This window comes from Enterobacter cloacae complex sp. 2022EL-00981 (assembly GCF_028737495.1).
In the GTDB taxonomy this organism is placed as follows: Bacteria; Pseudomonadota; Gammaproteobacteria; order Enterobacterales; family Enterobacteriaceae; genus Enterobacter; species Enterobacter cloacae.
In genome coordinates, this window is the sequence record NZ_JAQZRK010000031.1 from 19,384 (window position 1) to 38,300 (window position 18,917).

The 18,917-nt window shown below is 56.2% G+C and carries 18 protein-coding genes; 13 read left to right on the plus strand and 5 right to left on the minus strand.

From position 1 onward, the window contains the following. Positions 1-36: 36 nt before the first annotated feature. Positions 37-945 carry a 23S rRNA (adenine(1618)-N(6))-methyltransferase RlmF gene (gene rlmF, locus PUZ33_RS20640; protein WP_013097467.1) on the minus strand — a complete coding sequence of 303 codons (909 nt, stop codon included), beginning with the start codon at positions 943-945 and terminating at the stop codon, positions 37-39. Positions 946-1,188: 243 nt separating this feature from the next. On the opposite strand from rlmF, the gene mcbA reads away from it, so the two are divergent. The 3 genes from mcbA (at position 1,189) to ybiJ (ending at position 2,385) form a co-directional block, all read left to right on the plus strand. Continuing rightward, a complete protein-coding gene (gene mcbA / locus PUZ33_RS20645; protein ID WP_013097469.1) occupies positions 1,189-1,455 on the plus strand; it encodes a DUF1471 family periplasmic protein McbA in 267 nt (88 codons plus the stop codon). Positions 1,456-1,572: 117 nt separating this feature from the next. After that, positions 1,573-1,839 (plus strand): DksA/TraR family C4-type zinc finger protein, encoded by a 267-nt coding sequence (locus PUZ33_RS20650; protein WP_013097470.1) that lies wholly within the window; start codon positions 1,573-1,575, stop codon positions 1,837-1,839. 285 nt (positions 1,840-2,124) lie between these two features. Continuing rightward, complete coding sequence (ybiJ, locus tag PUZ33_RS20655; RefSeq protein WP_013097471.1) at positions 2,125-2,385, plus strand: DUF1471 family protein YbiJ; 261 nt, start codon at positions 2,125-2,127, stop codon at positions 2,383-2,385. Between the two features lie 114 nt (positions 2,386-2,499). Here ybiJ and ybiB read toward each other — a convergent pair whose 3' ends face one another. Then, positions 2,500-3,462: a DNA-binding protein YbiB gene (gene ybiB, locus PUZ33_RS20660; RefSeq protein WP_029882476.1), complete on the minus strand. Its 963-nt coding sequence runs from the start codon at positions 3,460-3,462 to the stop codon at positions 2,500-2,502. Positions 3,463-3,687: 225 nt separating this feature from the next. Between ybiB and PUZ33_RS20665 the strand changes: the two genes are divergently transcribed. The 5 genes from PUZ33_RS20665 to PUZ33_RS20685 all read left to right on the plus strand — a co-directional run bounded on the left by PUZ33_RS20665 (position 3,688) and on the right by PUZ33_RS20685 (position 9,042). Then, positions 3,688-4,221: a fimbrial protein gene (locus PUZ33_RS20665; protein WP_029882477.1), complete on the plus strand. Its 534-nt coding sequence runs from the start codon at positions 3,688-3,690 to the stop codon at positions 4,219-4,221. A 61-nt stretch (positions 4,222-4,282) separates the two neighbouring features. Then, positions 4,283-4,957: a fimbrial biogenesis chaperone gene (locus PUZ33_RS20670; RefSeq protein ID WP_047024368.1), complete on the plus strand. Its 675-nt coding sequence runs from the start codon at positions 4,283-4,285 to the stop codon at positions 4,955-4,957. A 71-nt stretch (positions 4,958-5,028) separates the two neighbouring features. After that, positions 5,029-7,524: a fimbria/pilus outer membrane usher protein gene (locus PUZ33_RS20675; protein WP_058680896.1), complete on the plus strand. Its 2,496-nt coding sequence runs from the start codon at positions 5,029-5,031 to the stop codon at positions 7,522-7,524. Positions 7,525-7,541: 17 nt separating this feature from the next. Beyond that, a complete protein-coding gene (locus PUZ33_RS20680; RefSeq protein ID WP_028027902.1) occupies positions 7,542-8,531 on the plus strand; it encodes a fimbrial protein in 990 nt (329 codons plus the stop codon). A gap of 10 nt (positions 8,532-8,541) precedes the next feature. After that, positions 8,542-9,042 carry a fimbrial protein gene (locus PUZ33_RS20685; protein ID WP_058680897.1) on the plus strand — a complete coding sequence of 167 codons (501 nt, stop codon included), beginning with the start codon at positions 8,542-8,544 and terminating at the stop codon, positions 9,040-9,042. On the opposite strand, the gene dinG is transcribed toward PUZ33_RS20685, so the two are convergent. Both dinG and rhlE read right to left on the minus strand, forming a co-directional pair. Then, on the minus strand, positions 9,029-11,206 hold the full coding sequence (dinG, locus tag PUZ33_RS20690) for an ATP-dependent DNA helicase DinG (protein ID WP_058680898.1): 2,178 nt from the start codon (positions 11,204-11,206) through the stop codon (positions 9,029-9,031). The two genes, PUZ33_RS20685 and dinG, sit on opposite strands and share 14 nt — an antisense overlap. A 97-nt stretch (positions 11,207-11,303) precedes the next feature. Continuing rightward, positions 11,304-12,656 (minus strand): ATP-dependent RNA helicase RhlE, encoded by a 1,353-nt coding sequence (gene rhlE, locus PUZ33_RS20695; RefSeq protein ID WP_038418948.1) that lies wholly within the window; start codon positions 12,654-12,656, stop codon positions 11,304-11,306. A 205-nt stretch (positions 12,657-12,861) separates the two neighbouring features. On the opposite strand from rhlE, the gene cecR reads away from it, so the two are divergent. From cecR to PUZ33_RS20720, 5 genes are read left to right on the plus strand one after another with little or no spacing between them, the layout of a single operon-like run. Then, the gene (gene cecR / locus PUZ33_RS20700) at positions 12,862-13,539 is read left to right on the plus strand and encodes a transcriptional regulator CecR (protein ID WP_058680899.1); all 678 of its coding nucleotides are present in this window, start codon (positions 12,862-12,864) and stop codon (positions 13,537-13,539) included. Further along, entirely contained in the window at positions 13,536-14,531 is a 996-nt protein-coding gene (hlyD, locus tag PUZ33_RS20705) for a secretion protein HlyD (protein ID WP_038984989.1), read from the plus strand. Before cecR ends, hlyD begins: the two co-directional genes overlap by 4 nt. Next, positions 14,524-16,263: an ATP-binding cassette domain-containing protein gene (locus tag PUZ33_RS20710; RefSeq protein ID WP_058680900.1), complete on the plus strand. Its 1,740-nt coding sequence runs from the start codon at positions 14,524-14,526 to the stop codon at positions 16,261-16,263. Before hlyD ends, PUZ33_RS20710 begins: the two co-directional genes overlap by 8 nt. Continuing rightward, positions 16,253-17,386, plus strand: coding sequence for an ABC transporter permease (locus PUZ33_RS20715; RefSeq protein WP_058680901.1), 1,134 nt, complete (start codon positions 16,253-16,255; stop codon positions 17,384-17,386). The genes PUZ33_RS20710 and PUZ33_RS20715 overlap by 11 nt, the downstream gene beginning before the upstream one ends. A 9-nt stretch (positions 17,387-17,395) precedes the next feature. Continuing rightward, positions 17,396-18,502: an ABC transporter permease gene (locus PUZ33_RS20720; RefSeq protein WP_014831156.1), complete on the plus strand. Its 1,107-nt coding sequence runs from the start codon at positions 17,396-17,398 to the stop codon at positions 18,500-18,502. On the opposite strand, the gene PUZ33_RS20725 is transcribed toward PUZ33_RS20720, so the two are convergent. Then, positions 18,464-18,874, minus strand: a complete 411-nt coding sequence (locus tag PUZ33_RS20725; RefSeq protein ID WP_014831155.1) for a YbhQ family protein — start codon at positions 18,872-18,874, stop codon at positions 18,464-18,466. The two genes, PUZ33_RS20720 and PUZ33_RS20725, sit on opposite strands and share 39 nt — an antisense overlap. Positions 18,875-18,917: the final 43 nt, after the last annotated feature.

The window sequence follows — 18,917 nt, forward strand, 5'->3', positions numbered from 1 at the left end:
GTGGCGGCTTCGCCTTACCCGGCTTACGACGGCGTGCTATTTGCGACGTTTGTTATCGTCCATAAACGTCCAGGCAATAAAGCGGCTCTGTTTTTGTCCTTGCGCCATCTCTTTTTTCACCACCTTCACGGCACCGGCTTCGGTCAGCGCGCGGTAGAGCGGCGGCAGGTTATCGCCGCGCGAAACCAGCGTGGTAAACCATTTCACCTGGCGGGCAAACTGTTTACTTTCCGCGATCATGCGCAGGATAAACGCCACCTCGCCCCCTTCGCACCACAGCTCCTGCTGCTGGCCGCCGAAGTTGAGCGCGCCATCTTCAGCCTGACCCAGATTGCGACGCTTACGTTCGCTCCCGGCCCGGGCGGCAGCCGCTGAATCATGGAATGGCGGGTTGCAGAGGGTGGCGTCGTAGTGCTCGTTCTTGTGGATAATGCCGTTGAAAATAGAGGCGGCATCTTTCTGACGGCGTAAGCGAATAGACCGACTTAAGCCAGGATTGGCATTAATGATCGCCTGCGCGCTGGCAAACGCCTCAGCGCCAATTTCGCTCCCGGTAAAGCGCCAGTGATATTCATGCACCCCGATCAGCGGATAAATCAGGTTCGCGCCGGTTCCAATATCCAGAACCGTGGCCTGCTGAGGAATAACGCCGCCACGATCGTCAGCCAGAAGATCGGCAAGATAGTGGAGATAGTCGGCACGCCCCGGCACGGGCGGGCAGAGAAAGCCTTCCGGGATATCCCAGTGCGTAACGCCGTAAAAATGCGCCAGCAGGGCTTTATTCAGCATTTTTACCGCCTGCGGGTCGGCAAAGTTGACCGAAGGCTCACCGGCTGGGGTCTGCACGATGTAGTCCTGCAGCGGAGGGCAGCTCTGGCATAACGCCTTCATGTCATAGCGGCTGCGGTGGCGATTTCGCGGGTGTAATCCCGGCTTGGAAGTCATGGCATTCTCCTTTAAACAGCGGCGTAAGATACCCTGTGCGGGAGCAACGGTAAATATCTCTCTGCTGTGCGCAAAAAAACGCCATAAATCAGTGACCTTTATGTCGCTGATCTGTCAGCGAATTGTCAATTTATATAGTTCAAAAAATAAGCAGATCATCATCAAATTTTTGCGCTAAATCACACTCGTCAGGCTTCTAAACTTAAAGGGAATCACCTGTTGTTTCCCCCTGAGGATGTGATTATGAAAAAATACCTGACTCTTGTTGTTATCGCTGGCGCGCTGGCGAGTGCGTCATTTTCTGCCATGGCCGTTCAGTCACTGACCGAAAGTACCGATACCAGCCAGCTGCGCCCTGCAGGCACCGTCTCGGTAAGTCGTGCAAGTAACCTTGACGATCTGCAAAACAAGCTGGCCGAAAAAGCGCGCGAAGAAGGTGCGAAAGGCTTCGTGGTGAATTCCGCCGGCGGCGATAACCATATGTATGGCACAGCAACCATCTATAAATAAGTTCCCCTTCCGAGAACCACTGCATCTGGCTGACAGATGCAGTTCTCAACTCCCGTCTTGACTGTACGTTTTTTGACCCCATATGAATAAGATACACACCGAACGTGAGGATAAGCCATGGCTTCCGGATGGGCGAATGATGACGCCGTTAACGAACAGATCAACAGTACCATTGAAGATGCTGTTGCCCGTGCTCGCGGTGAAATTCCGCGCGGGGAAAGTTTAACGGAATGTGAAGAGTGCGGAGAAACGATTCCGGAAGCGCGCCGTAAAGCCATGCCCGGCGTACGGTTATGCGTCTCCTGCCAGCAGAATAAAGATTCAAAAAACAAATCACATTCAGGATATAATCGCAGAGGATCGAAAGACAGCCAGTTACGTTGACTTTCCTTTACCGAAGTTCACCGCGCAAGCGATTTCCTTTACGCTCACGATTTTTTAACAGGCGCGTAGCAAAATGTGCCATGAATCATGCGTCTGTAAACCGGAGCGACAAGAACTGTAAATTGCCCTTCTGAATTTATTAATATTCAATAAGTTATTTGTCATTCAATTTTTTTGAGCAACCACGTCAATTCTCTTCGATTTTATCTGCCGAAAAAAAACGTGATACTTATCACATCGACGGAACATCGTCCCCTTAACAGAAAAACCTGCGAGAGATTAATTATGAAAACCATCAAATATGCTGTTGCTGCTGTTGCCCTGTCCGCTCTGTCTTTTGGCGCTTTCGCTGTAGAGCCCGTTTCTTCTGCTCAGGCACAGAACATGAATAAAGTAGGTGTGGTGAGTGCTGATGGCGCAACCACGCTGGACGGTCTGGAAGCGAAACTGGCTGAGAAAGCGGCAGCGGCCGGTGCAAGCGGATACACAATTACCTCCGCTAACGGCAATAACAAGCTGAGCGGCACTGCGGTTATCTACAAATAATCGACTGAATTAATGCTCCACCCTCACCGTACCCTCTGGTGAGCTGCTCCAACCCTCATTGACCCTGTTGTTACCCTTGCTTGCCCGTCCGCCACTGGACGGGCTTTTTTTTGCCTAAAACGCCTGTTCCACACGGGCTAACCCCGCCTGGACAGACTCCACTTCTCCGGTTGCCAGCAGGCAGCAGGCCATCTGCAGCTTAAGGGCGTGCGGAACAGGGACATTACCGGCTAGACACTGCTCAATCCAGTGCGCAGTCGTGTGCGGATCTTTGGCCTCCGGCAACACCACATCCACATTCTCTTCACCCCGCTCCAGCACGGGTCGCGTGCCGGCGGCATCAATCAGCACCAGCTGCGGGCAGCGCTGCGGATTGGCATAAACTTCCCCTTCGGTGCCATGCATCAGCAGCGCCCTGCCGCCGATATCTTCAAAGAACTTGCCCACCCGCGTGACATACTCCGGGTGCGATACACTGGAGAGGCGCAGGGCATCCGCTTCACCAAACGGCGTCGCCAGTTTCGCCAGGGTGTGCGCACTGTTGCGCACGCCCATGCGCCAGCGCATATCCAGCTGTTTTTCCAGCGGTGGACAGAGCGCCTTAACCGGAATAAAGACCGGCTGATGACCATCCAGCTTTGCCTGTGCCTGTCCGGCGTGCAGGGTCGGCTCGATACCTAACATGCCGAAAATGGTCTCCGTCAGGACGCGAGTCGGATCTTCGCTAACGCCATGGACAACTACCGGGAACCCGAGCTTATGCAGCAGAATAGCCAGCAGTGGCGTCAGATTCGCCTGTTTGCGCGCGCCGTTGTAGGTAGGGATGACAATCGGCATCGGTCTGGCTACCGGTGGCGTTAAGCGCAGCGTTTGCGCCTGCATCGCGTCATAGAAACCGCGCATCTCCGCTTCGCCTTCACCTTTAATGCGTAGCGCAATCAGGATACCGCCCATCTCCAGATCGGGCACGTCGCCGTTAAGCATATGGGTGTACAGCGCACGGGCCGTTTCCTGATCCAGGTCGCGGGCATGGTTTTTCCCCCGCCCTACCTCTTTGATAATTTTACGATAGTCCACGACATCTCTCCTTGCGGCTCTTTGCAGATACTATAGCCCTGATAAATGCCTGGCGGGTAATCATTTTCCTTTCTCTCCCGACACCCTGACAAACGCCCTTCGAGGGTAAAAATGGTCTGAAGATAAATTGAACGAAAAATAGTTCTCAGCGATAGTTCATGCCGAATTAATCAGCCACGTGATGATTAATACCTGAAGTGCCATACTTTCATTCAGAGGATTTAAATGAAAAAAATGATTATTGCGGGGATCGCCGCCGGGATGGCGTGTGCTTCCGTTTCTGTATTTGCGTCCAGTGGTGAAGGTCAAATTAATTTCACAGGTGAGATTATTGATTCTGCATGTACTGTGGTAAACGGTTTAAGCAATCCGCTTAATGTTTCATTAGGTAAGGTGTCTAAATCTGCATTTACCGGAAGTGGTTCGACGACCTCGACAACCCGCTTTAGTATTCAGTTAAAAGATTGTCCTGAAACGGTTACCAGCGCCTCGGTGACATTCGGCGGGACGCCTGACAGTAACAACAAAGATATTCTTGCTGTGACATCAGGAACCGGTTCGGCGTCAGGAGTGGGTGTTCAGTTGCTGGATAAAACGGAAAATCCACTGAGCTTATATACGGCCTCTGCTGCGTATACGCTCACGCCAGGTACCACAACAAACGATCTGCAGTTTGGTGCACGTTATATCCAGACCGGAGGAACGGTGTCTGCCGGACTGGCGAATGCCGCTTCTACCTTCACTATCGTTTACAACTAATAAAACAGATATTAGCTACCCCAGTGGCTAATATCTGTTATTGCTTTATTACGGTGTCACTATGCGAAAATATCTTCTGGCCTCCTCTTTTTTATTTATTGCTTCCGTTGCCCATGCGGGTATTACCATTGGCGGCACGCGCGTGGTCTACCCAGAAAGTAAAAAAGAATCCTCTATTGGGATCACCAACCCGGACAATCTCGATTATCTGGTGCAGTCATGGGTCGAAACGGAAGATAACGCACGTGAGAAAGCGCCGTTCCTGATCACGCCGCCGCTGTTTCGCCTTGATGCGAAGCAAGAGAACGTTCTGCGCATCATCAGAACCGGGGGAAACTTACCTGCCGATCGCGAATCGCTGTTCTGGTTGAATATTAAATCCATCCCCTCTTCTGCGCGTAATGAGAGCGTTAATACGCTGCAGATTGCGATTAAAACCCGCATTAAGCTGCTTTATCGTCCGTCAGGTATTACCGGTAAACCGGAAGATGTTGCCACGCAATTATCCTGGCACACCCGGGGAAACCAGCTGATTGTCGAAAACCCCACGCCGTTTTATATGAATTTCCAGGAAATAACTCTCGACGGTAAAAAGGTCGATAAAGCCACCTATGCCGGCCCAAAAAGTGAAACCCATTTCGCGACACCAGGAAATATTACAGCACACACCGTGACCTGGAAAATCATCAATGATTACGGCGGTATTAGCCAGTCCTATAGCGCACAGATTAAATAACGTCTGGAATAGCGAAAATCATTATGAGCTGGGACTACTCCACCGAACCACCCAAACAACACGGACGCTCAATGCTTATTGCATTGGGCTGCACGCTGTTGGGTGTGTGCGTGCAAAAAGTGCTGGCCGATGATTATTTCAACCCGGCGCTACTGGATATTGATAACCCAGGCCAGGGTAAAACCGACCTCAGTATTTATGAGATTGGTCCCGGTCAGGCTCCCGGTAAATATCACGTTGATGTCTACGTCAACAATAATAAAGTGGCAAGTAAAGAGATTGAGTTCACGCTGAAGAAAGACGCCAGCGGTAAATCAACCCTGCAGCCGTGCCTTAGCGCCGCCCAGCTAAAAAGCTTCGGTATTAATATCGAAAAATTCGGGCAGGACGATAAGGCGCAGTGCATTGACCTGAGCGTGATCCCCTCCGCCAGCGCAACGTTTCATGTTAATCCGCAGCAGCTGCTGTTAAGCATTCCCCAGACCGCAATTACTCAGGTACCGCGTGATTACGTCGACCCGCAGGAGTATGACGAGGGAATTAACGCCCTGCTGCTCAATTACAGCTTCACCGCCGGGAACAACCGCGGCAAAGGTGAAAACGGTAGCGATCAGCGCAGCGAGTTTCTTAACCTGCGTCCGGGTCTTAACCTCGGGGCGTGGCGTTTTCGTAACTACTCCACCTGGAGCAAAACCAGCGGTGACGGTGACGCAGAGAGCCAGTTTTCTTCGGTCTATACCTACGCCCAGCGCGATATTATCGCCCTTGGCGGGAACGTCACATTCGGCCAAAGCTCTTCCCCTTCCGATGTGTTTGACAGCATCTCTTACACCGGGGCGCAGATCGCCTCGGATGACGACATGCTCCCGGACAGCATGAAGGGCTTTGCGCCGGTGATCCGCGGTACGGCGCACAGTAACGCCCAGGTTATCGTTCGCCAGAATGGTTACGTCATTTACCAGAACTATGTCGCTCCCGGCGCGTTCGAGATCAACGATCTCTACCCCACCGGCGGAAGCGGCGATTTGAACGTCACCGTGAAAGAGACGGACGGCAGCGAACAGCATTTTGTGGTGCCTTATGCGTCAGTGCCGGTGTTGCAGCGTGAAGGCCGCTTTAAATACAGCCTCACCGCGGGGCGCTATCGCAGCTATGACAACGACGTCGAAAAAACCCCGTTTATGCAGGGTACGGCAATCTACGGCTTGCCTTACGGCTTTACGGTCTACGGCGGCGTGCAGGCAAGCCAGTATTACGATGCGCTGGCGCTGGGGGTCGGCAAGAATATCGGCGATCTCGGGGCCTTTTCGGTGGATGTCACCGACGCCAAATCAGAGATGCAGGATCAGGATCCCACCCGCGGGCGCTCCTGGCGCATCCGCTACAGCAAAGATTTCGCCACCACCGGTACCCATTTTTCCATTGCTGGCTATCGCTATAACAGCAAGGGGTTCTACACCCTGCAGGACACGCTGGATTCCCATACCCGTAATGACGACTGGGAAACGCCGGACACGCGCCGCAGCCGCGAGGAGGCGACTGTCGACCAGTCCCTGGGCGGGGCGTTTGGTTCCCTGACGTTAAGCCTGGTCAAAGAGAACTACTGGAATTCAAGCCAGGGGATGACCTCACTGAACCTCGGCTACAACAACTCCTGGCACGGGATCAGCTACGGTCTCAGTTACGGACTGGATAAAAACACGCGTGACAGCGGGGATGACAATAATGAGAAAACCAGCGAGCAGACGATTGCATTTAACGTCTCCGTTCCGCTCGATCGCTGGCTCAGCAACACCTGGGTGAACTACAACCTGAACAGCACGAAGCACGAAACAACCCAAAGCGTGGGTCTGAACGGCACGGCGCTGGCCGGTAATAACCTCAGTTGGGGGGTTCAGCAGGGCCATAGTCAGAGCAGTGGGGACAGCACCAGTCTGAATGCCGATTATAAAGGCACCTACGGCGAAGTGAGCGCCGGGTATTCCCAGGATAACCAGCAGCAACAGCTCAATGTCGGTCTTCAGGGCAGTATGATCGCCCATGCGCACGGCATCACCCTCGGTCAGCCGATGGGTGAGACCGCTGCGATGATCGAAGCGCCGGGCGCAGACGACACCAACGTCACCAATCAGACAGGCATCAACACCGATTATCGCGGCTATGCCATTGTGCCGTACGTTTCGCCATACCGTCACAACACCCTCGCGCTGAACACCGAAACCTTGCCGGAAAATGCCGATATCGACCAGGCCGCAAAAACGGTGACACCAACGCGCGGCGCCATTGTGCGAGCACATTATGAAACGCACGTAGGCAGTCGGGTGTTGATGACACTAAAACACGCGGATGGTCGCCCGATCCCCTTTGGCGCAACGGCATCTCAGGCCCATCAGGACGGTGAATTTATCGTAGGCGACGGCGGGCAGGTGTACCTCACCGGTATGCACGAGACAGGTACGGTTAACGTCAGCTGGGGGAAAACCGCCGACAGCCATTGCACGGCAACTTATCACCTGCCCACCAAAGCCGACGGCCCTGTTCTTAACGTTACGGCGCAGTGTGTATGACCCTTCCCGAGGAAAAAATGAACATGTGTAGATATGTCTTCGCACTGCTGGTTTTACTCACGAGCGCGTGTCTGGTGCCGCATGCCCAGGCGGCAACCTCCTGTGACAGCGCCGATCTGCCTTATACCCTTGATGCGGGCACGCTTTCTGTACCCACAACACTCGATATTGGCGGCGTCATCCCGGGTTCGGCAAAGACCCATACCGTTAACGGCAGCTGTACCGGCACGATGACGAATCACACCCTTATTTCCTGCTATTACGGAACGGGAACGGAAGTGCCTGGCATGCCGGGCGTGTATACCACCAATGTTGACGGCATCGGCATTGAGCTTCTGAACAGCAGCGGGCAGATCGTTCGCGGCAAAGGGTACTCATGCGATACAACCGCCACGCCCATCGGGACGGTCAGCAGCGACAGCGGACAAACATTTTCTTTCAGCTACACCCAGCGGTTAATCAAAACGGCATCACATATCGGTAGCGGTACCCTTTCGCTCGCGCAGGATCCCTATGGATTCGGGGTTTTTAACTCTGTGGGGATTTCTGGTGCACGTAATACCAGCCACTATTCCGCCACGGTCAGCGAAAGAACGGCGACCTGTTCTATTGATCCGCTAAATCTGACGGTGACCCTCGGCAATTTCCCGGTGTCGCAATTTACCCACGTGGGCAGCTATACGGCCTGGAAGTATTTCAACATCACCGCCACCTGTACCGAAGAGGTCAATCTTACGGCCTCGGTAACCAGCGCAAATGGCATCAACAGCCAGTATGCAGATGTCCTGAACCTGACGCCCGGCAGCGACAGCGCCACGGGCGTGGGGGTGAGAATGCTGCTTGACGGTGTCGATCTTAAATACGACTACCCAATCCCGGTGGGTGGAAGAGCCGAACCAGGCGTTCCGGATGTGATCCCCTTCGCGGTGCAGTATTACCAGACAGATGCCAGCGTCACGGCGGGGAAAGCCAATACAATTGCCACCATCGATCTTGAATACCAGTAACGGAGCGAAGATGAAAACGTTATCCCTGTTGCTCGCTCTGACGAGCCTCTCTGCGAGCGCGACCGACGTCACGCTCAATATCGAAGGGAATATTTACGACACCACCTGCCAGGTAGACAGCGCCAGTCAGAACATGGTGGTGGATCTGGGACAGGCCGTCGCCAGTGATTTTAAGGATATCGGCGACACCGGCCCGTGGAAAAACTTCGATTTAAAGCTCACCAATTGTCCGCCCACGCTGACGGTTGCCACCATCAGCGTTGACGGCCCCCGCGATACGGAACACCCCTTTAAATTCGCCAATAGTGGCACCGCCAAAGGGGTGGCATTAGAGCTGGCCGACCGTCTGGATTACATCGTGCTTGCCCCCGAAGCCCGCTTTAGCGTGGTGATTGACGCCGGTACCCACACCGCCGATTTTCCCATGGCGGCACGCTATTACGCTACCGCCCTGCCTGTGACGGCGGGTACCTTCAACAGCGTTGTTCAGGCCACCTTTACTTACCAGTAGGACCGCGCCCCTTAGCACGGATGCTTTTCCGACGCCCGGCAGTCTGTTTTGCCGGGCGTTTTTTTATTTCAGGCACCTCCGGCTGTTCTATCGGGAACACCGGCAGGGCATTCAGCAGGCGCTGACCATAGTTTTTGGTGAGCAGACGCTTGTCATAGATCACCACTTCGCCCCAGCAGCCGTGGCTACGAATCAGACGACCCACCTGCTGAATCAGGTTAAACGACGCCGCCGGAAGACTTTGTACCTCAAACGGATAGCGGTTGAGGCTTTTCAGCCATTCTCCTTCGGTGATCACCACCGGGCTGTCGATGGGCGGGAAGGCGATTTTGTGAATATGCACCTGGGTCAGATAGTCGCCCTTCAGATCCAGACCTTCCGCAAAAGACTGTAACCCCACCAGCACGCTGCGCTCGCCGTTATCGATGCGCTGGCGGTGGAGCTCTACCAGCCGATAGCGCGGCTGATCGCCCTGCACCAGCAGCAGTAAACGCAGATCGGTAACATGTTCCAGAAAGCGCTGCATGGCGCGTCCGCTGGCAAACAGCACCAGCATGCCGGGGTATTTTTTACTCTCCAGCTGTTCGCGGAAATAGGCGGCCATTTCGGCAATATGCTGCTCTTCGTTATCGATAAGCGGCTCATAGCGCATGCGCGGGATCACCAGCTTGCCCTGCTCGCAGTGGTTAAACGGCGAGTCCAGCGCCACGAAACGGTCCCCCGCTTTTTCTTTCAGGCCGCTCATCTCCTGCAGCCGCGAGAAGCTGTTCAGGGAACGCAAGGTTGCTGACGTTACCACCACGTGCGGCACGCTACGCCAGATCAGCTTTTCCAGCTGATCGGCCACGCGGATGCCCACGCAGTGGAAAAAGAGGTGTACCTGCCCGTCTCTCACTTCGCGGGTGGCCCATTTGGTGACCGGCGCGCCGGACGCCTGCGCCATTGAGGCCAGCCGCCAGAGTTTGCTTTGCGCTTCAAACATGCCCAGCGCACGGTTCATTTGCAGCAGAATACGGTGCAAACGCACCACGTCATGGGTGCCGGTCTTTTCACTGAGATCGTTTAAGAACATCTCTGCCAGGCCGCGCAGCTTTTCCAGATGCTTCGCCAGCTGCTGGCAAATCTCCATCACCTCGTCCGGCAACTCCCCCATGGCAAAACGGTGCTCTGCCTCCTGAGTCGCTGGGAGATACAGATTCAGAATGTTGTTCAGGGATGCGATAAGGCCGTAGACCTCTTCACAGTGTTCACTCAGACGCTCGGGCACCGCCAGCGGCGGCGTGGTTTTAGGACGGAACTGCTCCATGCAGGTGGCCACCAGCTTGCAGAACAGATCGAGCTGCAGGCGGAACCACGGGGCCGTGATTTCAGCACTCATCTCCAGCGCATCCCGGGCTACGTCAGGCAAATGGTGGCCTTCATCAAGCACCAGCAGCAGGTTTTTCGGCTCCGGCAGCACCGCCTCGCTCTCCAGCGCCGCCATCACCAGCGCATGATTGGCGACCACCACTTCCGCTTCCTGGACCTCCCGCCGGGCGACAAAAAACGGGCACTCGCGGTAGTAGTGACAGTTACGGTTGAGGCAACTGGCTTTATCGGTGCTGAGCCTGCGCCATAAGTCATCGCCAATGGCCTGGCTGGTGTGATCGCGCAAACCGTCCCACCTGTAGCTGTCGAGATCGGCTTTCAGCTTCGCGCACTGTTCCTGCTCCGCCTTGTTGTTTGGCGTCAGTTCGTCATCAAGAAACGCCAGCAGATCCTGCTGGGTGGGCTCACTGCTGGCGAGCGCCGCCAGGTTACGCGGGCAGACATAACGTCCGCGGCCAAAGGCGGCGGTAAAACGCAGCTCGGGGATAATTTTGCGCAGCAGCGGCAGGTCTTTGCTGAAGATCTGATCCTGTAGCGCCACGTTAGCGGTGCTGACCACCAGCGTCTTTTGTTCTTCCCGCGCAATAGCGATGCCCGGGATTAAATAAGAGAGGGTTTTACCGACCCCGGTTGGCGCTTCAATGGCCAGATGTCGCCCGTCGTCACCGGCGAGCGTTTTTGCCACATCGGCAATCATCTGCCGCTGTGGTGCCCGGGGGATAAAGTCGGGGATCTGCTGCTGGAGTGCCTTATACCAGGCACCAATCTGCGCTTTCAGCGCCGCGGTTAAAGCCATCGGAAAACCTGAAATACTGTATAAACAGCCACTATTGTGGCACTTTATTTTCGTCGCCGCAAAAAGAAAAGCCCGGCTTTACGGCCGGGCTTCCAGATTACTGTGGGTTAGCCGGTTTACGCGGACGGCGACGGCGCTGCCCTTCTCCTGCCGGTTTCCCTTCGCCGTCGCGGCGAGGCGGTTTATTGCCCGACTTCGGCGCGCCGCCTTCGGCACGGCGTGGCTGCTGCTGACCACGGCCGCCGCCCTGACCGCGTCCACCGCCGCCACGCTGCTGGCGACCATTCTGAATTGGCTCCGCTTTAATGGACGGATCCACTTCGTATCCCGGCGTTTCAATACGCGGGATCTCTTTCTTCAGCAGACGTTCGATATCGCGCAGCAGTTTGTGTTCATCCACGCAGACCAGCGAGAGCGCTTCGCCAGTGGCCGCCGCACGACCGGTACGGCCGATACGGTGAACATAGTCTTCCGGCACGTTTGGCAGCTCGTAGTTCACCACGTGCGGCAGCTCTTCAATGTCCAGACCACGGGCAGCGATGTCGGTGGCCACCAGCACGCGGATATCACCGGATTTAAAGTCCGCCAGCGCACGGGTACGCGCCCCCTGGCTCTTGTTACCGTGGATAGCCGCACTGCGAATACCGTCTTTGTTCAGCTGTTCCGCCAGGTGGTTTGCACCGTGCTTGGTACGGGTAAAGACCAGCACCTGCTGCCAGTTACCCTGACCAATCATCTGGGAGAGCAGTTCCCGCTTACGCTTTTTATCAACGAAGTGCACGTGCTGGGTCACCTGCTCAGAGGCGGTGTTGCGACGCGCCACTTCAACTTCCAGCGGGTTATGCAGCAGCTTTTCAGCCAGCGCTTTGATCTCGTCGGAGAAGGTCGCGGAGAACAGCAGGTTCTGACGGCGCGGCGGGAGCTTAGCCAGCACGCGGCGAATATCGTGGATAAAGCCCATGTCGAGCATGCGGTCGGCTTCGTCCAGCACCAGAATTTCGACGTTATCTAGCTTCACGGCGTTCTGGTGTTCCAGATCCAGCAGACGGCCCGGCGTTGCCACCAGCACGTCCACGCCGCCGCGCAGTTTCATCATCTGTGGGTTAATGCTCACACCGCCGAAAACCACCAGCGAACGAATGTTGAGATAGCGGCTGTAGTCACGCACGTTCTCGCCAATCTGCGCCGCCAGTTCGCGGGTTGGGGTGAGGATCAGCGCACGAACCGGGCGACGCCCCTTCGCGTGCGGCTGATTTTTTACCAGCAGCTCTAACAGTGGCAGGGTAAAGCCTGCGGTTTTACCGGTCCCGGTCTGGGCACTGGCCATCAGGTCACGGCCCTGCAGAACGGCAGGGATCGCCTGCTGCTGGATTGGGGTTGGCTCAACGTAGCCCTGCTCTGCGATCGCGCGCAGAATTTCCGGGTTCAGGCCAAGGGAATCAAAAGACATAAAAACTCCGAACCGCCCCGACCATCACAGGTGTAGTTTTCAGGGAGATATAACAATTAGGAGGACAAAAACCACAATGTCGCGAAGGGGCGGAGTGTAGCAGCTTTTGTGACGTGGCGCATAAAATATCCCTCCACCTTCCCTCGACGATTTCGCTAATCAGGCATAATCTTAATCAATCGATTGATTAATTTTTAATGCCGCTATGAATACAACCCCGACAACTTCTAAAGGCGAACAGGCTAAAAGCCAGCTTATTGCTGCCGCGCTGGCGCAGTTTGGTGAGTATGGCTTGCACGCCACCACCCGGGATATCGCGGCGCAGGCCGGGCAAAACATTGCGGCTATCCCCTACTATTTTGGCTCAAAAGAGGATTTATACCTCGCCTGTGCCCAGTGGATCGCCGATTTTATTGGCACGCAGTTTCACCCGCACGTGGAGGAAGCCACCGCGCTGCTCAGCCAGCCGTCGCCCAATCGTAACGCTATCCGCCAGCTGATCCTCAACGCCTGCCACAACATGATCCGCCTGCTGACGCACGACGACACGCTGAACCTGAGTCGATTTATCTCCCGTGAACAGCTCTTCCCCACTGCCGCCTACCAGCTGGTGCATGACCAGGTGATTGCCCCGATGCACACGCACCTGACCCGGCTGATTGCGGCCTATACCGGGCAAGACGCCAACGATACCGCTACGATTTTGCATACCCACGCCCTGCTGGGTGAGATTCTGGCCTTCCGTCTGGGGCGAGAAACGATTCTGTTACGCACCGGCTGGACACAATTTGATGAGGATAAAGCCGCGCAGATTAGCCAGGTTATCACCTGTCATCTGGATCTGATCCTGCAAGGCTTAACGCAAAGGAGCCTGAAGTCATGAAAAAACCTGTCGCCATCATTCTGGTGGTTGTTGTTTTGCTTGCCGCAGGCGTCGGTGGCTGGCTGTGGTATAAAAGCCATCAGGATCGCGGCCTGACGCTGTACGGTAACGTTGATATTCGCACCGTGAACATGAGCTTCCGCGTCGGGGGGCGGCTGGCGTCGCTTAACGTGGATGAGGGCGACACCATCAAAACCGGGCAGACGCTGGGGATGCTTGATAAAGCGCCCTACGAGAACGCGTTAATGCAGGCAAAAGCCGGGGTTTCCGTCGCCCAGGCGCAATATGATCTGATGCTGGCCGGTTATCGTGACGAAGAGATTGCCCAGGCTGCTGCCGCAGTCAAACAGGCGCAGGCAGCCTATGACTATGCGCAGAATTTCTATGCCCGCCAGCAGGGGCTGTGGAAAAGCCGCACTATTTCGGCCAACGATCTGGAAAACGCCCGTTCATCACGCGATCAGGCTCAGGCAACGCTGAAATCCGCACAGGACAAACTGAGTCAGTACCACACCGGTAACCGCCCGCAGGATATCGCCCAGGCCAAAGCCAGCCTTGAACAGGCGCAGGCCCAGCTGGCCCAGGCGGAACTCGATCTGCATGACACCACGCTGGTGGCACCGTCTGACGGCACGCTGATGACCCGCGCCGTGGAGCCCGGCAGCATGCTCAACGCCGGAAGCACCGTTTTAACCCTGTCGCTCACCCGTCCGGTATGGGTGCGCGCCTACATTGATGAACCAAACCTCGGCCAGATGCAGCCGGGTCGCGAACTGTTGCTCTATACCGACGGTCGTCCCGATAAGCCATATCACGGCAAAGTGGGCTTTGTTTCGCCCACCGCTGAGTTCACGCCAAAAACGGTGGAAACGCCGGATCTGCGTACCGACCTGGTGTATCGCCTGCGCATCATCGTCACCGATGCGGACGACGCGTTGCGCCAGGGCATGCCAGTCACCGTAAAAGTGAACAGCGGGGAACGACATGAATGACGCGGTTATCCGGCTCGACAATCTGGTCAAACGCTTCGCGGGCATGGAAAAACCGGCCGTCGCGCCGCTGAACTGTACCATCCAGAAAGGCTATGTAACCGGGCTGGTTGGCCCGGACGGCGCAGGCAAAACCACGTTGATGCGGATGCTGGCAGGCCTGCTTAAGCCCGATGAAGGGGCGGCCAGCGTGCTCGGGCTCGATCCGATTAAAGATGACGGTGCACTCCACGCCATGCTCGGCTATATGCCGCAGAAGTTTGGTCTCTATGAAGACCTGACGGTGATGGAGAACCTTAATCTGTACGCCGATCTGCGCAGCGTGACCGGTGAAACCCGCCAGCAGACTTTCGCCCGTCTGCTGTCCTTCACCTCCCTCGGTCCCTTCACCGATCGTCTGGCGGGTAAGCTCTCCGGCGGGATGAAGCAAAAGCTGGGGCTGGCCTGTACGCTGGTCGGCGAGCCGAAAGTGCTGCTGCTGGATGAGCCCGGCGTGGGCGTGGACCCCATTTCACGCCGCGAATTGTGGCAGATGGTGCACGAGCTGGCCGGTGACGGAATGCTGATCCTCTGGAGCACCTCCTATCTGGATGAAGCCGAGCAGTGTCGCGATGTGCTGCTGATGAACGAAGGCGAGCTGCTTTATCAGGGAGAACCGACGAAGCTGACCCAAAGCATGGCCGGACGCAGTTTCCTGATGCACAGCCCGCAGGAGTCGAACCGCAAACTGCTGCAACGGGTGCTGAAGCTGCCCCAGGTCAGCGACGGGATGATTCAGGGCCGTTCGGTGCGCGTGATCCTGACCAAAGAGGCGACCGAAGCGGATATTCGTCACGCGCCGGGCATGCCTGACATTGAGATGGAAGAGACGGCTCCCCGCTTTGAGGACGCGTTTATCGATCTGCTGGGCGGAGCGGGTACTTCGGAATCGCCGCTCGGGGCGATCCTGCACACGGTGGAAGGTACGCCGGGTGAGACGGTGATCGAAGCCAAATCCCTGACCAAAAAATTCGGTGATTTCGCCGCCACCGATAACGTCAATTTCGCGGTGAAGCGCGGTGAAATTTTTGGCCTGCTCGGGCCAAACGGCGCGGGGAAATCCACCACCTTTAAGATGATGTGTGGCCTGCTGGTGCCTACGTCCGGCAAAGCGCTGGTACTGGATATGGATTTGAAAGTCAGCTCCGGCAAGGCGCGTCAGCATCTGGGGTATATGGCGCAGAAGTTCTCGCTGTACGGCAATCTGACGGTCGAGCAGAACCTGCGCTTTTTCTCCGGCGTTTACGGCCTGCGAGGGCGCGCCCAGGACGAGAAAATCCACCGCATGAGCGAGGCGTTTGGCCTGACAGCTATCGCTTCCCACGCCACGGATGAGCTGCCCCTTGGCTTCAAACAGCGGCTGGCGCTGGCCTGTTCGCTGATGCACGAGCCCGATATTCTGTTTCTGGATGAACCCACGTCAGGTGTTGATCCCCTTACCCGCCGCGAGTTCTGGCTGCACATCAACAGCATGGTGGAGAAAGGGGTAACGGTGATGGTAACCACCCACTTTATGGACGAGGCGGAGTATTGCGACCGCATCGGGCTGGTCTATCGCGGCAAGCTGATTGCCCACGGCACGCCGGATGACCTGAAAGCCCAGGCCGCAGACAACGAGGTACCGGACCCGACCATGGAGCAGGCCTTTATCACCCTCATCCACGACTGGGATAAGGAGAATGCCGATGCGCAATAAGGCGATTTCCTGGCGCCGGGTGCGCGCGCTGTGCATCAAAGAGACGCGTCAGATCGTGCGTGACCCCAGCAGCTGGCTGATTGCGGTGGTTATCCCGCTTCTGCTGCTGTTTATCTTCGGCTACGGGATCAACCTCGACTCCAGCAAACTGCGGGTTGGCATTTTACTGGAGCAGCAGAGCGAAGAGGCTCTGGACTTCACCCACGCCATGACCGGCTCGCCCTACATTGACGCCACCATCAGCGACAACCGGCAGGAGTTGATTCAGAAGATGCAGGCCGGGAAGATCCGCGGTCTGGTGGTGATCCCGGTCGATTTCGCCGCCAACATGGCGCGGGCAGATACCGCTGCACCGATCCAGGTGATCACTGACGGCAGCGAGCCGAATACCGCCAACTTTGTCCAGGGCTACGTGGAGGGGATCTGGCAGCTCTGGCAGATGCAGCGCGCCGAAGACCGGGGCGAAACGTTCGACCCGCTGATCGACGTACAGATGCGCTACTGGTTTAACCCTGCCGCCATCAGCCAGCATTTTATTATCCCGGGTGCGGTCACCATCATTATGACGGTGATTGGCGCAATCCTGACCTCGCTGGTGATTGCCCGCGAGTGGGAGCGCGGCACCATGGAGGCGCTGCTTTCAACCGAAGTGACGCGCCTTGAGCTGCTGCTCTGTAAGCTTATCCCCTACTACTTCCTCGGCATGCTGGCGATGCTGCTCTGTATGCTGGTCTCGGTGTTTATCCTCGGGGTGCCGTACCGCGGCTCACTGGTGCTGCTCTTTTTCATTACCAGCCTGTTCCTGCTGAGCACGTTGGGCATGGGGCTGCTCATCTCCACCGTCACCCGCAACCAGTTTAACGCCGCGCAGGTGGCGCTGAACGCCGCCTTTTTACCGTCGATTATGCTGTCCGGGTTTATCTTCCAGATAGACAGCATGCCCGCGGTGATCCGTGCCGTGACCTACATAATTCCGGCGCGCTATTTCGTCAGCACGCTGCAAAGCCTGTTCCTGGCGGGGAATATTCCGGTAGTGCTGATTATCAATACCCTGTTTTTGCTGGCGTCGGCGGCGATGTTTATTGGGCTGACGTGGATGAAAACCAAACGGCGTCTGGATTAAGGAGCGAACATGTTTCACCGTTTATGGACGTTAATACGCAAAGAGCTGCAATCGCTGCTGCGCGAGCCGCAAACCCGCGCCATTCTGGTGTTGCCGGTGCTCATCCAGGTGTTTCTGTTCCCTTTTGCCGCCACGCTTGAGGTGACCAACGCCACCATCGCGATTTACAACGAAGACAACGGTAAACATTCCGTCGAGCTGACCCAGCGCTTTGCCCGGGCGAAGGCTTTTACCCATATCCTGCTGCTGAAAAGCCCACAGGCGATCCAGCCCACCATCGATACCCAGAAAGCGCTGCTGCTGGTGCGTTTTCCGGCTGATTTTTCCCGTAATCTGGACACCTTCCAGCCCGCGCCCATGCAGTTGATCCTCGACGGGCGTAACTCCAACAGCGCGCAGATTGCCGCGAATTATCTGCAACAGGTGGTGAAGGATTATCAGCAGGAGTTGATGGAGGGGAAACCGAAGCCCAACAACAGCGAGCTGGTGGTACGTAACTGGTACAACCCAAACCTCGACTACAAATGGTTTGTGGTGCCGTCGCTGATCGCCATGATCACCACCATTGGGGTGATGATCGTCACCTCCCTGTCCGTCGCCCGCGAACGCGAGCAAGGTACGCTCGATCAGCTGCTGGTCTCCCCGCTGGCGACCTGGCAAATCTTCGTCGGTAAAGCAGTTCCCGCCCTGATTGTTGCCACGTTCCAGGCCACCATCGTGCTGGGTGTGGGGATCTGGGCCTACCAGATCCCGTTCGCCGGGTCGCTGGCGCTGTTCTACTTCACGATGGTGATCTACGGGCTGTCGCTGGTCGGGTTTGGCCTGCTGATTTCCGCGCTCTGCTCCACGCAGCAGCAGGCGTTTATTGGCGTGTTTGTCTTTATGATGCCGGCCATCCTGCTCTCCGGGTATGTTTCGCCGGTTGAGAATATGCCGGTGTGGTTACAGGATCTGACGTGGATAAACCCGATTCGTCACTTTACGGATATCACCAAGCAAATTTATCTGAAGGATGCGAGTCTGGATATTATCTGGGGAAGTTTGTGGCCGCTACTGGTCATAGCGGCCACGACGGGGTCAGTGGCGTACGCGATGTTTAGACGCAACATTGCGTAGCTTTTTCTCTTTGGCCAGCAAAGAGACCACCGCAGGCCCTGCAAGAATGGCCAGACCGGCCAGCGCCAGCAGCAGGTTGTTTTGCAGCACGCGGGACAGCAGCCACAGCACAATCATTGCGGCACCAAAGTACCAGGTGGTGGTGAGCTCTTCGAGCACATCACCCACCTCGCGCCAGCGCGCTTCATGATGGCGCTGCAGGAACAACATCGACAGCACGGTGACGCCATAGAGGACGCATAGTCCTAAGCCAACACGCACCAGCGTGCCGCTCATCCAGCCCATCACCAGTACGGCCACGACCAGTAAATGCAACATTATCTGCCAGCAACTTAGACCCGTTGCGACACGAACACGTTGTTGCCACTTCATGGCTTCTCTCCTGAAGGATTTTTCTCTGCTTAATCAGACTACC

Bases quoted from the DNA above. Each gene is read 5' to 3' on its own strand.
- rlmF (WP_013097467.1), bottom strand. From the start codon at position 945: ATGACTTCCAAGCCGGGATTACACCCGCGAAATCGCCACCGCAGCCGC.
- mcbA (WP_013097469.1), top strand. From the start codon at position 1,189: ATGAAAAAATACCTGACTCTTGTTGTTATCGCTGGCGCGCTGGCGAGT.
- PUZ33_RS20650 (WP_013097470.1), top strand. From the start codon at position 1,573: ATGGCTTCCGGATGGGCGAATGATGACGCCGTTAACGAACAGATCAAC.
- ybiJ (WP_013097471.1), top strand. From the start codon at position 2,125: ATGAAAACCATCAAATATGCTGTTGCTGCTGTTGCCCTGTCCGCTCTG.
- PUZ33_RS20665 (WP_029882477.1), top strand. From the start codon at position 3,688: ATGAAAAAAATGATTATTGCGGGGATCGCCGCCGGGATGGCGTGTGCT.
- PUZ33_RS20670 (WP_047024368.1), top strand. From the start codon at position 4,283: ATGCGAAAATATCTTCTGGCCTCCTCTTTTTTATTTATTGCTTCCGTT.
- PUZ33_RS20675 (WP_058680896.1), top strand. From the start codon at position 5,029: ATGCTTATTGCATTGGGCTGCACGCTGTTGGGTGTGTGCGTGCAAAAA.
- PUZ33_RS20680 (WP_028027902.1), top strand. From the start codon at position 7,542: ATGAACATGTGTAGATATGTCTTCGCACTGCTGGTTTTACTCACGAGC.
- PUZ33_RS20685 (WP_058680897.1), top strand. From the start codon at position 8,542: ATGAAAACGTTATCCCTGTTGCTCGCTCTGACGAGCCTCTCTGCGAGC.
- dinG (WP_058680898.1), bottom strand. From the start codon at position 11,206: ATGGCTTTAACCGCGGCGCTGAAAGCGCAGATTGGTGCCTGGTATAAG.
- rhlE (WP_038418948.1), bottom strand. From the start codon at position 12,656: ATGTCTTTTGATTCCCTTGGCCTGAACCCGGAAATTCTGCGCGCGATC.
- cecR (WP_058680899.1), top strand. From the start codon at position 12,862: ATGAATACAACCCCGACAACTTCTAAAGGCGAACAGGCTAAAAGCCAG.
- hlyD (WP_038984989.1), top strand. From the start codon at position 13,536: ATGAAAAAACCTGTCGCCATCATTCTGGTGGTTGTTGTTTTGCTTGCC.
- PUZ33_RS20710 (WP_058680900.1), top strand. From the start codon at position 14,524: ATGAATGACGCGGTTATCCGGCTCGACAATCTGGTCAAACGCTTCGCG.
- PUZ33_RS20715 (WP_058680901.1), top strand. From the start codon at position 16,253: ATGCGCAATAAGGCGATTTCCTGGCGCCGGGTGCGCGCGCTGTGCATC.
- PUZ33_RS20720 (WP_014831156.1), top strand. From the start codon at position 17,396: ATGTTTCACCGTTTATGGACGTTAATACGCAAAGAGCTGCAATCGCTG.
- PUZ33_RS20725 (WP_014831155.1), bottom strand. From the start codon at position 18,874: ATGAAGTGGCAACAACGTGTTCGTGTCGCAACGGGTCTAAGTTGCTGG.